The following is a 15026-nucleotide window of genomic DNA, read 5'->3' on the forward strand; positions in this document are numbered from 1 at the left end:
AAAATCGATCGCAGCCTGCGGCAGTCATTTCAGATCAAAGACGATTGCCATCGAGCAAGGCATCCACCACACCACGCGCCATCTCCACGGAATGCACCAGCGACCAGATCAGGCCACGCTCGATACCGCTGGCGTGCTCGGTGATCTCGTCGGAAACCTCCTCGGCGGACTTGAGCAGCATGGAAACGTGAAGCAACGCCTCTTCGGCGCTGATGCCGGGGCGGACGGTAAAGAGCGAGTTGTTGCCAATGGTAGAGCTGGCTGTTTCTTTAAGCGCTTTAAGCACCGAGCGGTTAGCTTCATCGTGCTTGAAATCACACAAGCGACGAGCGTGAGAAACCAGGGGGACAGAATTTGGGCTTTTCATGATGCTCCTCCGAATAAATGGAGTCGCCATGACTCATCAGAACAAGTGAAACACCGACCGATGAACACGGGACCGAAATCCCCTGACCCGGGCTGCTAGTCCCGATCACTGAAAAACCAGTGACAAACCCGAGGCTAGACAGCGCCCTTCCCAGACGCAAGCGGCCCGGAGCTTCTCGGAAAAGCCTTACAAAGGAAAGCGAAACGCCTCACTTTCAGACAGCGTCTTACGCGACAAAACTGTCATCCGCAGAACCTGATACACACGATCCCTGTAGCCGCTGCCGCAGGTTGCGATAGGACCGAAGGTCCTCCAGCGGTCTCAAGATCCTGCGCCCCCTTCGGGGTCGATCGCAGCCTCGCAAGCTCGGCAGCGGCTACAGGGTTTCGCGCCGACCGGCAGGTCGCGCCCAGCTTTGGCTTTTGATCTTGATCTACCCGCCCCATCGGGAGGCTTCGTTCCGGTGTTCATCAGGGGGATGGCGCGCAGCGCCCCTCGACGCAGTCGAGGACATCGAATGGAGGTCGAAGCGAAGCCGACCGGAGTCGATGCCCCCTGATGGACGCCGGAGCGAGGGAACCTGAGCGCAGCGAAGGCCGTACGCAGGGGCAAGCGTTTTTTGGTTACTTTTTTTGGCGTTTGAAAAAAAGTGACCCGCCGTAAGGGCGGAACCATAAGCGGCCGTGACCGCAGGAATGGATATGTACCCCGTCCAAAAAATGCAGCGCCAGTACGGACGCTATCGCGGGCAAGCCTCGCTCCTACAGGGTCAGCGATCGACAGAAACAACGATGGCGCCACTGAGGGCGCCATCGAGGTAAACCGCAAACACAAAGGTCAGGCCTTGACCGGCTCCAGCGCCAGCTCGGTCGCCTCCGGCCGCTTCACCACCGCATACACCACCGCCGTCAACAAACTCCCCGCGACAATCGCCAGCAAATACAACAACGCATGGTTGATCGCATTCGGAATCAGCATCACAAACAACCCACCATGGGGCGCCATCAGTTTGCAGCCGAAATACATCGACAGCGCCCCGGTCAGCGCGCCGCCGGCGATGCTCGCCGGGATCACCCGCAACGGGTCCTTGGCGGCGAACGGAATCGCGCCTTCGGAGATAAAGCACAGCCCCAGCACCAGCGCCGCCTTGCCCGCTTCCCGCTCGCTCTGGGCAAATTTGCGCCGGACGATAAAGGTCGCGATGCCCAGGCCAATCGGCGGCACCATGCCGGCGGCCATGGTCGCTGCCATCGGTGCATAACTCTGCGACGCCAGCAGCCCCACGGAGAAGGCATAGGCCGCCTTGTTGATCGGCCCGCCGAGGTCGACGCACATCATGCCGCCGAGCAACACCCCCAGCAGGATCGCGTTGGTGGTGCCCATGCTGTCGAGGAAATGGGTCAGGCCAGCGAGCATCCCCGCCACTGGCTTGCCCACCACATAAATCATCACCAGACCGGTGAACAGGCTGGCCAGCAACGGAATGATCAGGATCGGCTTCAAGGCCTCCAGGCTCTGCGGCAAGCGCGCGTATTTGCTGATGGCTTTGGCCGCATAACCGGCGATGAAACCGGCAATGATCCCGCCGATAAACCCTGCGCCCAGGGTGCTGGCGAGCATGCCACCGATCATCCCCGGCGCCAGGCCCGGACGGTCGGCGATGGAATAGGCGATGTAACCGGCCAGCAGCGGCACCATCAGCTTGAACGCGGTGTCGCCGCCAATCTGCATCAGGGCGGCGGCCAGGGTGCCCTCTTCCTTGAACGCGGTGATACCGAAGACGAAGGACAGGGCGATCATCAAACCACCCGCCACCACCATCGGCAGCATGAACGACACACCGGTCAGCAGGTGCTTGTAGACCCCGGTTTTCTCCTGCTTGGCCGGGGCCGCGGTGGCGCCTGCCGCTGCCGATTCCACCTGCCCTTCGGCCAGGGCCTTGTTCAGGGTCGCCTCGGATTGCTTGAGGGCGATGCCGGTGCCGCAGCGGTAGATCTTCTTGCCGGCGAAGCGCTCGGTGGGTACTTCGATGTCTGCGGCCAGCAGCACCACGTCCGCCGCGGCGATGGCCTCGGCGCTCAACGGGTTGCGCGCGCCGACCGAGCCCTGGGTTTCCACTTGCAGCTCATACCCCAGGCGCTTGGCGGTCTGCTGCAAGGCCTCGGCCGCCATGAAGGTGTGGGCCACGCCGGTCGGGCAAGCGGTGACCGCCACCAGCCGAGGCGCGTTCTTGCTGGCCGGCGCCGGCTCGGCCACGGCTGCGGCCGCGACATACACCTGGGCCTCCTCGGCGCCGCGCCGCAGCACGCCGTCGACGTCCTGCAGGGCCACTGAGGGCGAGCTCTGGAACACCCGCTTGCCGACAAACCGCGACATGTCCAAGGGCCCGGTGCTGACCACCAGCACCCATTCGGCCGCTTCAAGGGTGGCGGACGACAACTGCCGTTCCGGGTGCGCCTCGTCATGCACTTCGACGCTGGTGCTCCAGCCCTGGCGCTGGGCCGCGGCGTCCAGCAACCGGGCGCACAGCACACTGGTGACCATGCCGTTCGGGCAGGCGGTAACAATGGCTAACTTCATGACCAACCCTCTTATTGTTCTATGAGGGGATGAACGCGCACCCCCTGTTCAAGCTGTGCCAACTGCGCGGCATCGGTGATGCCGAAACCGATCTGGGTCACGGCCATGGCGGCGATGGCCGTGGCCGTGCGCAGGGTCTGTTCAAACGCGTGGGCGCTGAGCAGGCCGTGGAGCATGCCGGCCAGCAACGAGTCGCCGGCACCGACGGTGCTGGCCACGCTGACCTTGGGCGGCAGCGCCTGCAGGGCCGGCGCGGCACTGAACCAGTTCACGCCTTCGGCGCCATGGGAAATCACCACATGCTCGACGCCCTGGGCGTGCAGGCGCCTGGCGGCTTCGGCCTGGGTCGCCAGCGACAGCACCGGGCTGTCCAGGGCCTCGGCCAGCTCCTCGGTATTGGGCTTGACCAGCCAGGGCCCGGCGGCCAGGCCAGCACGCAGGGCTTCGCCGCTGGTGTCCAGCGCCACTTTCAGCCCCAGCGCCTTGAGGCGGGTCAGCAAGGTGTGCAGCCATTGCGGGCTGACGCCGCGCGGCAGGCTGCCGGCCACCACCACCGCGTCATGCCCCGGGGCGATCTGTTCCAGGCGTGCGAGCAAGGCCTGTTGCGCCGCTTCGTCGACCTCCGGGCCGGGGCCGTTGAGATCGGTGATGCGCCCGTCCTGCTCGGCCAGCTTGATGTTGCTGCGGGTCTCCCCGGGCACACGGATAAAGGCGTCGACAAAACCGCGGCGGGCGAACAACGCCTCGAACGCCTGGGGATTGTCTTCACCGAGGAAGCCGCTGACGGTCAGTTGATGGCCAAGGTCGGCCAGCACCTGGGCCACGTTCACGCCCTTGCCGGCGGCGTGGGTGTGCATGGCTTCGCTGCGGTTGACCTGCCCCGGTTCCAGGCGCGTCAGCTGGACGGTGAGGTCCAGCGCCGGGTTCAGGGTCAGGGTAAGAATCTTTGCCATTACATGGCCTCCACAAGGGCGCGCACATCGTTCGCGCTGCCGACGGCCAGGGCCTGCTCCGCAAGGGTTTGTGCCTGGGTCAGGCTGAGCTCGCGAATGCGTGCCTTGACCTCGGCGATGCTGCGTCCGGAGACGCTCAGTTCGTCCACACCCAGGCCGACCAGCACCGGCACCGCCAGCGGATCGGCCGCCAGCTCACCGCACACACCGACCCACTTGCCGTGGGCATGGGCCGCTCGCACGGTGATGTCGATCAGTTGCAGCACCGCCGGGTGCAGGCCGTCGGCCTGGGCCGACAGGGTCGGGTGACCGCGATCGATGGCCAGGGTGTATTGGGTCAGGTCGTTGGTGCCGACGCTGAAGAAGTCCACTTCCTTGGCCAGCACCGGCGCCAGCAAGGCGGCGGACGGCACTTCGATCATGATCCCCAGTTGCAGGTCGGCCACCGGGATTTCCTGGCGCAGGCGCTCGGTCATGTCGCGGGCGGCGCGCCATTCATCGACACTGCCGACCATGGGGAACATGATCCGCAGCGGGCGGTTGTCCGCCGAGCGCAGCAAGGCGCGCAGCTGGGCTTCCATGATCTGCGGGCGTTGCAGGGTCAGGCGAATGCCGCGCACGCCGAGGAAGGGGTTTTCTTCCTTGGCGATCGGCCAGTACGGCAGCGGCTTGTCGCCGCCGACATCCAGGGTACGCACCACCAGCGGCCGCCCGGCCAGGCCATCGAGCACGCGGCGGTATTCGGCTTCCTGGGTGGCTTCGTCCGGCGCTTGCGGATGGGCCATGAAAATCAGTTCGGTGCGCAGCAGGCCGATGCCTTCGGCGCCGTTTTCCACGGCGCTGGCCACCCCGGCGCTTTCGCCGATGTTGGCGAAGACTTCGACGTGATGGCCGTCGGTGGTGTGCGCCAGTTGATGGCGTTGTTCGGCGGCGGCCTTGAGCCGTTGTTCGCGGGTGTCGCGCTCTTCGGTGGCCCGTTGCAGGGTGCCGGCATCGGCATCCACATGCAGGCGACCGCGCTGGCCATCGAGCAGCAGCGGCGTGCCCGGCTTGAGCAGTAACACGCCGGCACCGGCACCGACCAGCGCCGGAATCCCCAGGGCGCGGGCGACGATCGCGCTGTGGGCGGTGGCGCCACCACGGGCGGTGAGAATGCCGGCGACCCGCGCCGGATCGAGGCGCGCCACGTCCGACGGGCCGACTTCATCCATCACCAGGATGTAGGGTTCATCTGGCTCAGTCGGAGTTTCAATGCCACACAACTGCGCCAGCACCCGCCGGCCGATGTCCCGCAGGTCGGCGGCGCGCTCGGCCAGCAGCGCGTCGTGCAAGGCTTCCTGCTGCCGGGCGGCGGCTTCGATCACGGTCATCCAGGCCGCTTCGGCGCTTTCGCCCTGCTTGAGGCGGGTGTCGACTTCGTCGGTCAGTTCCGGGTCGTCGAGCATTTCCTGGTGGGTGACGAAAATCTCGCGAATGGCCTTGGCCTTGCTGCGCTGGATCAGGCCGTCGATGTCATGCCGGACCTCGGCCAGGGCTCCTTGCAGGCGCTCGCGCTCGATGGCGGTGGATTCGCCGCGCAGCGGGTAGTCGAACGGCTGGATCACCTGGATATGCGCCGGGCCGATGGCGATGCCGGGGGCCGCCGGGATGGCCTGGACCAGGCTGCCGGAAGCCGGCGCGCTGATGGGCACCTCGACTTCTTCCGGCACTTCCTGGGGCACGCTGGCTTCTGGAACCGGCTCGACTTCTTCCCCCAATCCTTCGGCGATGGCCGCCAGCAAGGCTGGCAGGGCGTCGGCGGCGATGTTCGGTTCGGCGATCAGCTCCAGGGTCTGGCCACGGCGGGCGCCGAGGCTCAGCAGTTTGCTCAGGCTCTTCACCGAAACCGCGGAGCCCGGCGCGTCGAGGATCCGCACGCGCACCTCGCCCTCGAAGCTTTTCGCCAGTTGCGCGAGGATCTTCGCCGGGCGCGCATGCAAGCCGTGGGCGTTGGCCAGGACGATGCGCGCGCTCGGCCAGTCGGCCGGCAGTTCGCCGCCCAGCACTTCCAATACCGCGCGGCTGCTGGTGGCCCGGCCCAGTTCATGGCCGCGGCCTTCGATCAACAGCGCGCACAGGCGTTCCAGCAGGGCCTGATGGGCCTCGCCCAGGCTGGCCAGGCAGAACAGCCCGGCCAATGGCTGGCCGAGGTAGCGAATCGGTTTGTCCGGGGTGACGAAGGCCAGGCCCGGGCGCTTGACGGTCTGCTCGCTGTGCAGCCACCACAGGCCATCGCCCAGGGGCAGCGCCTCGACCTGTTGCAGCACCGCGGCAAAACCGTTGCTCACGCAGTCGGCCTGGCGCAGCAGGCGGGCGCCACGCCACACCAGCTCTTCGAAGTCTTCGGCGGCCACGCCCAGGCCAATCATCTGCGCATCCAGCGCCAGCTCCTGCGGCGCGCCTTGCAGCAGTTTCAGCAAGGCTTCCGGCGAGCTGGCGCGGCGCAGGGCCTGGCCCAGGTCGGTCTCGCCGAGGGCGCGGGTCAGGAGTTGCAGCAGGCGCAGGTGTTCGTCGGATTTGGCGGCGATGCCGATCGCCAGGTAGACGATCTGGCCATCGCCCCAGTCCACGCCCTCGGGGAACTGCAACAGACGCACGCCGGTGGCGAACACCTGGTCGCGGGTTTCCGGGGTGCCGTGGGGGATGGCAATACCTTGACCGAGAAAGGTCGAGCCCTGGCCTTCGCGGGCCTGCAGGCCAGCCAGGTAACCTTCGGCGACCAGGCCGTCGGCCACCAGTTTGTCGGCGAGCAGGTGCAGTGCAGCGGACTTATCCACAGCCGACTGGCCCATGGATATCTGCTCAATAGTGAGCTCGAGCATGCTTTCTCCTATTTAGCGCCGGGGCGCTAGGTATTGTTTTGAGTGAATCAGTCAGGCGGCTTTAATGCCACAAACGGGACCGCCGGCTTGGCAAGGCCCTGTTCCCGTCTGCCCATACCCCTAGAAAATACGCGTGCTGAAACGTTTAATCTAGAATATTGGGCACGTTACTCGATAATCTTCCATCCTTGAAGCCCTACCTGTCGGCTGCATGTTCCGACATTGGTCGCCTGCCTATATCGGTTAGGATTGGCGAAAATGTCGGGGCAAGCTCCAGAAAACAAGGAAAACCCGGGTTGAAACTCAGTGATATCGCCAGACTGGCCGGTGTGTCCGTCACCACCGCCAGCTACGTCATCAACGGCAAGGCCGAACAGCAACGTATCAGCAACGCGACCGTCGAACGGGTCCGGGCGGTGGTCGAGGAACATGGCTTCACGCCCAACCCTCAAGCCGCCGGGCTGCGCAGCCGGCGGACCCGGACCCTGGGTTTCATCCTGCCAGACCTGGAAAACCCCAGTTACGCGCGTATCGCCAAGCTGCTCGAGCAAGGCGCCCGCGCCCGTGGTTACCAGTTGCTGATCGCCAGCTCCGACGATGCCCCGGACAGCGAGCGCCAGTTGCTGCAACTGTTCCGCGCGCGCCGCTGCGACGCACTGTTCGTCGCCAGCTGCCTGCCGCCCGAGGATGACACCTATCGCCTGTTGCAGGCCCAGGGCCTGCCGATCATCGCCATCGACCGGGTGATGGAACCGGAGTTTTTCTGCTCGGTGATCAGCGACGATCAACAAGCCAGCCTGCATCTGACCCGCAGCCTGTTGCAGCCCCAGCCACGGCAGATCGCCCTGATCGGCGCCCGCCCCGAGCTGGGCATCAGCCAGGAACGCGCCGCCGGCTTCAAGCAGGCGCTGGAAGGTTTCGACGGCCAGGTGCTGATCGAACAGGGCGAAGCCTTCAGCCGCGACTGCGGTCGCCAGCTGATGGAAGCGTTGCTGGAGCGCCTGGGCCACCTGCCGGATGCCCTGGTGACCACCTCCTATGTGCTGCTGCAAGGGGTATTCGACGCGCTGCACGACTTCCCGCTCAAGTCGCGGCCGCTGCGCCTGGGCACCTTCGGCGATACCCAGCTGCTGGACTTCCTGCCGCTGCCGGTGAATGCCATGGCCCAGCAGCACCAGTTGATTGCCGACAAGGCCCTGCAGCTGGCTCTGGCCGCCATTGAAGAAGCCCATTACCAACCCGGCGTGAACGCCATCGCCCGGACCTTCAAGCAGCGCATTCACGAGGCTTGACCGTGGAGCTGATCGACAGCCACACCCATCTGGATTTTCCGGATTTCGACGCAGATCGTCAGGCGCTGCTGGCTGCCAGCCGTGCCCGCGGCGTGCGGCGGATGGTGGTGCTGGGAGTCTATCAGCGCAATTGGCAGCGACTGTGGGAATTGGTGCAGAGCGATGCCGACCTGCATGCCGCCTTCGGCCTGCACCCAGTCTATCTCGACGAGCACAGCCCGGCCGACCTGCGTGAACTGGGCGACTGGCTGACCCGCCTGGCGGGCCATCCGCAGTTGTGCGCGGTGGGTGAGTTCGGCCTGGATTATTTTCTCGAACAGCTGGATCGCCAGCGCCAGCAGCAGTTGTTCGAAGCGCAACTGCAACTGGCCGCGGACTTCCAGCTACCGGCCTTGCTCCATGTACGGCGCAGCCATGCCGCGGTGATTGCCACCCTCAAGCGCTTCAAGCTCAAGCGCGCCGGCATCATCCACGCCTTCGCCGGCAGCCGCGAAGAAGCCCGCGAATACCTCAAGCTGGGGTTCAAGCTGGGCTTGGGGGGCGCCGCGACCTGGCCACAGGCCCTGCGCCTGCGCAAGGTCATCGCCGACTTGCCGCTGGACGCGGTGGTGCTGGAAACCGACTCGCCGGACATGGCGCCCGCCATGTACCCGGGCCAGCGCAACAGCCCGCAACACCTGCCGGAGATCTGTGCGGCCCTGGCCGAGATCATGGCCGTCAACCCCGAACAGCTGGCGGCGGCCAGTACCGCCAACGCCTGCGCGCTGTTCGGCTGGCCCCACAACGCCTGAATCAGACCCTGAATGCGCTGATCAACTGCTTCAACTGCACCACCTGCGCCGACAGCTGGCGGCTGGCGTTTTCGGTCTGGTACGCGCCTTCGGCGGTGCGCTCGCCGGCGCGGTTGATCTCGACGATGTTCTGATCGATGTCGTGGGCCACCGCGGTCTGCTGCTCTACCGCCGCGGCGATCTGCTGGTTCTGGTCGACGATCATGCCTACCGCGCCGAGGATGTTCTCCAGCGCCTGCTGGACCTTTTCCGACTGCCCGACCGTGCCATTGGCCATCTCATGGCTGATGCCCATGGCCTTGACCGCCGCCCCCACGCCGCCGTGGAGCTTGACGATCATCTGCTCGATTTCCTCGGTCGATTGCTGGGTGCGCTTGGCCAGGGTCCGCACTTCGTCGGCCACCACCGCGAAGCCCCGCCCCTGCTCGCCAGCGCGGGCCGCTTCGATGGCGGCGTTGAGCGCCAGCAGGTTGGTCTGTTCGGCGATGCTCTTGATCACCTCCAGCACCCGGCTGATGGCCTGGCTGTCGCTGGCCAGTTGATTGATCACCAGCACCGACTGGTCGATCTCGCTGGCCAGCTGGGCAATGCTGCCTTGCTGGGATTCCACCAGCCCGCGCCCGCTGATGGTCTCGTCGTTGACGCTGTGGGCGCTGCTGACCGCCGCGGCGGCGCTACGCGCGACTTCCTGGGACGTGGCGGACATCTGGTTCATCGCCGTCGCCACCTGTTCGATCTGGCTGCGCTGCCCGGCGACCGCCTGGTTGCTCTGGGCCGACACGGCTTCCACCTGCCCGGCCTGGCGTTCGACCTCGCCGACGGTCTTGCCCACCAGCTCGATCAGGTCGTGGATCTTCGCCACGGTGCCGTTGAACACCGTGCCCAACTCTCCCAGCTCGTCGCGGCTCTGGGCGTTGAAGGTGACGGTCATGTCACCGGCCGCCACCTTGTCCATCATCGCGCCCAGGCGCTTGAGGGTGGTGCGGGTCGAGACGTAGAACGCGCCATAGAGATAGAAGATCAGCAGGAACACCGCCGCCAGCGCCACCACCAGCAGCACCATCTGCGTACGGTTCTGCCCCAGCCGCTGCTGCAGCTCCTCGCCGAGAAACTTCAGGGTCGCCTCGTTGAGCTGGTAAGTCTGCGCCATCAGCCCGCTGACCTGGTCATAAAAGCCCTGCCAGGGCGCGTCCAGGGTATCGGCCATCACCACCTGTTCCTCGAACAGCTCGCTGGCTTGCTTGAGGCTGCCTTTGCTGGCGCTGGCCAGGGCGTCCAGCGCGCCTTGGGCGGCCTTGCTCGAGCCCAGCGCATCCTGCAGCTTCAGGCCGTATTCGGCCTGGAGTTTCTCAATCTGCACCAGCAACTCGTCGAAGCGGGTGCTGGCGGATGAGTTGAGAAAGCCCTGGCCCAGGGAATACGCGCCCATCGCCCGCCCTTCGCCAAGAATCTGCGTGACCTGCGGCGTGACGCTGGTCACCAGTTCGCTCAACTGCCGTACATCGCTCTGGGTATCGCGGCTCAGGCCGGACTGGCTGGCGATGATCTGGCTGAAAATCTGCGCACTGCCCAAGAGCTTGCCGATCAGCGCGCTTTTGCTTTGCAGCGAGCTTTCCGCCTGCTGCGCCTTGAAGGCGGCGATCATTTCATCGCGCTTGCCGTCGAACACGCCGATCTGCTCAGGGTCCACGGTGACTGCGACCAAGCCCTGCAAGCGTTCGAGCACGGACTTTTCCAGGGCGACTATCTTGCTCTCGATATCCCCGGCCTTGCCGGACTGCCCCAGGGTCGCGTTGATCTGCACCAGGTTGTTCAGGGTTTCCAGGTCGCGGCGCAGGGTCAGGCTGCTGCCCAGCAGGTCCAGGCTTTGCAGCTCGACCTGGGTGCCCTGGAACTCACGGTAGGAATCGCGCACCAGATAGAAGTTGGTGACCAGCATCGGCAGAAAAAACAGCACGCTGATCAGGCTGAACTTCATGCCGAAGCTCAGGCGGTTCATCAGGGCAATGGCGGGATAGAGCAAGCTCTTCACAAGAAGTCTCCCTTTTTGCTTTTATTTTTATTGGCAGGTACGCGAAGACGGCAGATAGCCACTATTTGGCGCTGCTTCTGTATAGCTCAAATCGGCAAAAGGGTTTGTAACTTAAGGTTAACCGCGGGGACGGCGGACAGAAGGAAGGCTTTATCTGCGCTGGCAAGACCGGAGAGGCTCGCCAGCGCTCACTCGCGGCTCGCCGTCAGGGCAGCACGGTCCACAGGGCGAAAGCGGCGTACCAGAGCACCGCGGCCCGCAGCAACAACTCCCAGATCCGGTCCAGGCTGAGAATGCCGTCCGGCCCGGTGATCGGTGCGGGGATTTCCGCGGCGACCAGGCCGACCTTTTCCACCAGCTGCGCGGCGCTGATGTTCCAGTTCAGCAGTTCGTGGAGCATCACGCGGCTGACCGCGACGAAGTTGCCCACCAGGGCGAAGCTGGCCGCCAGCAGGCGTACCGGCAACCAGTCGAAGGCATGCCGCAGCTGCCCGGCGCGCTCGGCGACCGCCGGGTTCTTGCTGTGCTCGGCGGCCAGCGCCAGCAGGCGATAGCTCAATGCGGCCACCGGGCCCAGCAGGAAGTACCAGAAGATCACCGCGAAAAAGCTCTGGTAGGCCTGCCACAGCAGGTGCCCCTGAACCTGCCCGAGCAACTGCTCGCCACTGTCGGCGCAGATGTCCAGGTCGCGCTTGGCGACGTGCGCCGCGGCTTGCAGGTCCTCGCGGCGCCAGGCATCGCGAAACGGCCCGAGTTCGCCCAGCAGGTCGCCCCGCCCCAGGCTGTAGATCACCACCAGCAGATGCACCGGCAACGCCAGCAGGCCGTAGGCCAGCGGCTCCAGGACCAGCAACAGCAACCCCAGCACCATTGCCGGCAACAGCACCAGCAGGGCCAGCACCCACCAGGGACGCTTGGCCAGACGCGGGCTGGCCTCTTGCCGGAACAGCTGGCGCAACCACGGCTCGTCATGCTGAACGCGCTGGCGCAAGGCCGAGAACTTCTCGATCCAGACCGCCAGCAACAACACCAGAAAACTCATTGTCCTTCCCCTTCGTTCAGGGCCGCGCGATAGCGTACCCAGTCGAATCCGGGCCCCGGATCGGTCTTGCGCCCCGGAGCGATATCGCTGTGCCCACAAATCCGCTGTGGGGTGATGGCCTTGAAGGCCTGCTGCAACTGCCGGGTCAAGGCAATCAGCGCGTCGTACTGGGCATCGGTGAACGGCAACTCGTCGGTACCTTCCAGTTCGATCCCCAGGGAGAAATCATTGCAGCTTTCGCGCCCGTCGAACCACGACACGCCGGCGTGCCAGGCGCGGTCCAGACAGGAGACAAACTGAGTGACGGTTCCGTCACGTTCGATCAGGAAATGCGCGGACACGCGCAGGTCGGCGATCCCGGCAAAATAAGGATGCTCTGTGACATCAAGACGGTTCTGGAAGAATTCCTGCACCTTGCCCGTCGCGAACTGGGCCGGCGGCAGGCTGATGTTGTGGATCACCAGCAGGGAGATTTCATCCGCGGGGCGTGCGTTGAAATTGGGTGACGGGCAATGGCGAACGCCGTGACACCAGCCGCTTGCGGGGTCCAACTGCATACCGATTCCTTCAACGAAGCCTGTGACGGCTCAGTATGCCGCGTTCCACGCCCAGGTTGCGATCACTTGCCGCGATTGAGTCGCTGCAAACTGCCGATCACCGACTCCAGCGCCCGGTCGAACAGCAAGGTGTCGTCCAGCTGACGCACGGCCCCGCGCTGAAACTCCAGGGCCAGGCCGACCCGGGTGCGCTCCAGCACCTTCATGCCGGTGCGGTTGACGAAGATGTACTTGTCGCCGGGTTGCACGATGGCCGCCAGCTTGCAGCGCACGCTGTTGTCCTCGTCCTCGAGGAATTCGACCCAGGCCCCCAGCCGCAGCTGTTCGACCCGTAGCAATCCGGGATCGTTGGGCGCCAGCGCCAGGGGCGCGGCCTCCAGCGGGCCCTCTTCAGCGCTGGGCAGGACGATGTGTTCCTCGACCGCGACCATCGCCGGCTGCTCGTCCGCCCCCCCCGGCCGATGCTGCCCGGCGTTCTCGCCGAAGCCCTCGAATACCTGCAGGTGCAAGGCTTCCAGCTGGCTGAAGAACTCACTGGTGGCGAACGGATCGAACGCCGCGCTGTTCAAGCCGTCGCGCAGCGCCTTGAGCAGGTCGGGCACCAGTGCCAGCAGTTGCATGGCGGCCTCCGGGTCGGTGTGGCGCTGCACGCTCCAGATCAGTTGCTCCATGGTCTGCAGGCCCTCGCGCCATTCGCTGGAGTGCTCGCCATGCTTGAGACAGGTCAGCAACAGGACCTTGCTCCAGGCCTGTTGCACGAACTCGACGACGGTCAGGGGCAGGACCTTGCCCAGCAGTCCCTCGTTCAACGCCTGCTCGACGCGACGCCGCGCCAGTTCGGCCTTGGCCCGCCCCTCTTCAGCATCACGGGTGCGCTGCTCCAGCAGCTCGCTGCGGCGCCGCTCGTCGCTGGTGAAGGCGAGAAACTCGGCGAGCAGCTCGGAAAAGATCGCCGGGTCGTCGACAAAGTCGCTCAACAACCGCTGCACCACCTGTTCGATGCGCAGGTACAGGCTGTCGCGCTGATAATCGTCGCAGCTGCCCCAGCCCATGGCCGCCGCGGCGATTTCGTTGAGCAGGCGGCGGGCGGGATGGCTGCTGCGGCTGAAGAAACTCTTGTCCAGCACCGCGACCTTGAGCATGGGGATCTGCAAGCGGCCGATCAGGGTCTTCAAGGATTCCGGCAGGTTGCGATCGGCCAGGATGAACTCGAAGAGCATGGCCACCAGGTTGATCACATCCTCGTCGGCCACTCCGACCACCCGCGACTTGCCGCTTTTCACGCTGACCCGGGTCAGCAGCTGTTCCAAGTGGTTGCGCAGGTCGAAATCGTCCTGGGTGCCAGCCGGCACGTAGTGCTGCAGGTGAGACAGCAGGCGCAGCAGGTCGCGGGTGGAAATGGGCTGGGTTTCGGCGCTCGCCTCCAGGGTCGGCACCACGCTGCCGCGGACATGCAACAGCAGCTCCTGCAAGGCGGCGAACACTTCCTGAACGCTCTCGTCCATCTGCGCCACGCCGGGCTCGGGCGTGGCCTGGATACTCGCGGCCGCCTGGTCGAGGGCCCGGCGCGCCGGCGCCGGCTTGAGCTCCGGCAACACCCCAGTGGCGGCCAACAGCTGATTGGCTTCGGCGTACAGCTGGTCGGCCTCGCTGAGCACATAACGCTCGAACAGCTTGAGAATGATCAGCTTGACCTTGATCTCCACCCCCAGGCTGCGCCCGGATTCGAGGAAGTACTCGCAGAGCATGGCCGGGCCCAGGGGGTTGCTGCGGTCATCCAGGTGCTTGCCCAGCAGCACGTTCAGGCGCGCGGTGAGCTGGCCAAGGGCAAAACCGTCACGGTTGCCCGCCTTGGCGACCATCGCCTCGAGGGCCACGGTGCGCTCCAGGTCGTCACGGCAGGTATCGGCGGATGGGACGCAGGCGACGGCCTGGGCGATCGCTGGCGCGGGGTCGTACTGGACCAGGCCGACAAAGGCCTCGAAGAGTTTTTCCAGGAAGCCGCGCTCGATGCTTTTGCGTTTCAGGCGCAGGTCGCGCATGGCTTCGAAAAAGGTGTTCTGGTCGACATTGTTCTGGGCCCGGTCGGCCATCTCGAACAAGGTGTCGTCGGCGTTATCGAACAGTTCCTGCAGGCCATGGCGCAGTTGCTGGGCGGCCTTGTCACGGACCTGAAGCAGAATCACAGGCAGGCGGGCGAGCGGCGAAGCGTTCGCCTGATCCGTAGCCGCCTTGTGCAAAGGCACTACATTCCCGTCGTTGTGCATCCAAGCCTCCTGAAAGGTGTTTCTCTGCCGCGCAATGAAAGGTCGCTCGACGCTCACAGTCGAGTCCCAGCGGGCATCGATACGCACCGCTGCATTTCAAATAGTGGGGAGCCAAACAGACGTCAAAGCTATGGCGTCAATTAGAAGTCGGATTATCTGGCAAAAGCCCCTTCTTGTGCCAGCAGACTCTGCGCGGGCTTTGAAATAGCGCTCATATAGCGACCGCCCTTTCCGGCAAACGGCTCATGCCAGGCGACCAAATGCAGCCACGGGAAGGCGCTCGC

The 15026-nt window shown here is 65.1% G+C and carries 10 protein-coding genes and 1 pseudogene; 2 read left to right on the top strand and 9 right to left on the bottom strand.

The features are described 5' to 3' along the window. Positions 1 to 34: 34 nt before the first annotated feature. The 4 genes from PVZ78_RS25105 to ptsP form a co-directional block, all read right to left on the bottom strand. Positions 35 to 367, bottom strand: coding sequence for a DUF6124 family protein (locus tag PVZ78_RS25105; protein WP_038630595.1), 333 nt, complete (start codon positions 365 to 367; stop codon positions 35 to 37). Between the two features lie 837 nt (positions 368 to 1204). Then, complete coding sequence (locus PVZ78_RS25110; protein WP_273829445.1) at positions 1205 to 2947, bottom strand: PTS fructose-like transporter subunit IIB; 1743 nt, start codon at positions 2945 to 2947, stop codon at positions 1205 to 1207. A gap of 11 nt (positions 2948 to 2958) precedes the next feature. Continuing rightward, on the bottom strand, positions 2959 to 3900 hold the full coding sequence (pfkB, locus tag PVZ78_RS25115) for a 1-phosphofructokinase (RefSeq protein ID WP_135006252.1): 942 nt from the start codon (positions 3898 to 3900) through the stop codon (positions 2959 to 2961). Then, entirely contained in the window at positions 3900 to 6761 is a 2862-nt protein-coding gene (gene ptsP, locus PVZ78_RS25120; protein ID WP_053268202.1) for a phosphoenolpyruvate--protein phosphotransferase, read from the bottom strand. Before ptsP ends, pfkB begins: the two co-directional genes overlap by 1 nt. 296 nt (positions 6762 to 7057) lie before the next feature. Here ptsP and cra point away from each other — a divergent pair, with 296 nt between their 5' ends. Further along, positions 7058 to 8053, top strand: a complete 996-nt coding sequence (cra, locus tag PVZ78_RS25125; protein WP_009046945.1) for a catabolite repressor/activator — start codon at positions 7058 to 7060, stop codon at positions 8051 to 8053. A gap of 2 nt (positions 8054 to 8055) precedes the next feature. Continuing rightward, on the top strand, positions 8056 to 8844 hold the full coding sequence (locus PVZ78_RS25130; RefSeq protein WP_124339593.1) for a TatD family hydrolase: 789 nt from the start codon (positions 8056 to 8058) through the stop codon (positions 8842 to 8844). Position 8845: 1 nt separating this feature from the next. Here the strand turns inward: PVZ78_RS25130 and PVZ78_RS31875 are convergent, their stop codons facing one another. The 5 genes and pseudogenes from PVZ78_RS31875 to PVZ78_RS25150 all read right to left on the bottom strand — a co-directional run bounded on the left by PVZ78_RS31875 (position 8846) and on the right by PVZ78_RS25150 (position 14742). Further along, positions 8846 to 9775 (bottom strand): methyl-accepting chemotaxis protein, encoded by a 930-nt coding sequence (locus PVZ78_RS31875; RefSeq protein ID WP_371356857.1) that lies wholly within the window; start codon positions 9773 to 9775, stop codon positions 8846 to 8848. After that, positions 9752 to 10843: pseudogene (locus tag PVZ78_RS31880) on the bottom strand (methyl-accepting chemotaxis protein); the annotation flags it as partial. The gene PVZ78_RS31875 and the pseudogene PVZ78_RS31880, both read right to left, overlap by 24 nt. A 238-nt stretch (positions 10844 to 11081) precedes the next feature. Next, positions 11082 to 11918: a regulatory signaling modulator protein AmpE gene (ampE, locus tag PVZ78_RS25140; RefSeq protein WP_009046942.1), complete on the bottom strand. Its 837-nt coding sequence runs from the start codon at positions 11916 to 11918 to the stop codon at positions 11082 to 11084. Further along, positions 11915 to 12475, bottom strand: coding sequence for a 1,6-anhydro-N-acetylmuramyl-L-alanine amidase AmpD (gene ampD, locus PVZ78_RS25145; protein ID WP_007922273.1), 561 nt, complete (start codon positions 12473 to 12475; stop codon positions 11915 to 11917). Before ampD ends, ampE begins: the two co-directional genes overlap by 4 nt. Positions 12476 to 12537: 62 nt before the next feature. Next, positions 12538 to 14742, bottom strand: a complete 2205-nt coding sequence (locus tag PVZ78_RS25150; RefSeq protein WP_038630589.1) for a DUF1631 domain-containing protein — start codon at positions 14740 to 14742, stop codon at positions 12538 to 12540. Positions 14743 to 15026: the final 284 nt, after the last annotated feature.

The organism is Pseudomonas sp. SBT1-2 (assembly GCF_028640875.1).
Classification (GTDB): domain Bacteria; phylum Pseudomonadota; class Gammaproteobacteria; order Pseudomonadales; family Pseudomonadaceae; genus Aquipseudomonas; species Aquipseudomonas chlororaphis_I.

Bases quoted from the DNA above. Each gene is read 5' to 3' on its own strand.
- PVZ78_RS25105 (WP_038630595.1), bottom strand. From the start codon at position 367: ATGAAAAGCCCAAATTCTGTCCCCCTGGTTTCTCACGCTCGTCGCTTG.
- ampD (WP_007922273.1), bottom strand. From the start codon at position 12,475: ATGCAGTTGGACCCCGCAAGCGGCTGGTGTCACGGCGTTCGCCATTGC.
- PVZ78_RS25150 (WP_038630589.1), bottom strand. From the start codon at position 14,742: ATGCACAACGACGGGAATGTAGTGCCTTTGCACAAGGCGGCTACGGAT.
- ampE (WP_009046942.1), bottom strand. From the start codon at position 11,918: ATGAGTTTTCTGGTGTTGTTGCTGGCGGTCTGGATCGAGAAGTTCTCG.
- PVZ78_RS31875 (WP_371356857.1), bottom strand. From the start codon at position 9,775: ATGACCGTCACCTTCAACGCCCAGAGCCGCGACGAGCTGGGAGAGTTG.
- ptsP (WP_053268202.1), bottom strand. From the start codon at position 6,761: ATGCTCGAGCTCACTATTGAGCAGATATCCATGGGCCAGTCGGCTGTG.
- PVZ78_RS25110 (WP_273829445.1), bottom strand. From the start codon at position 2,947: ATGAAGTTAGCCATTGTTACCGCCTGCCCGAACGGCATGGTCACCAGT.
- pfkB (WP_135006252.1), bottom strand. From the start codon at position 3,900: ATGGCAAAGATTCTTACCCTGACCCTGAACCCGGCGCTGGACCTCACC.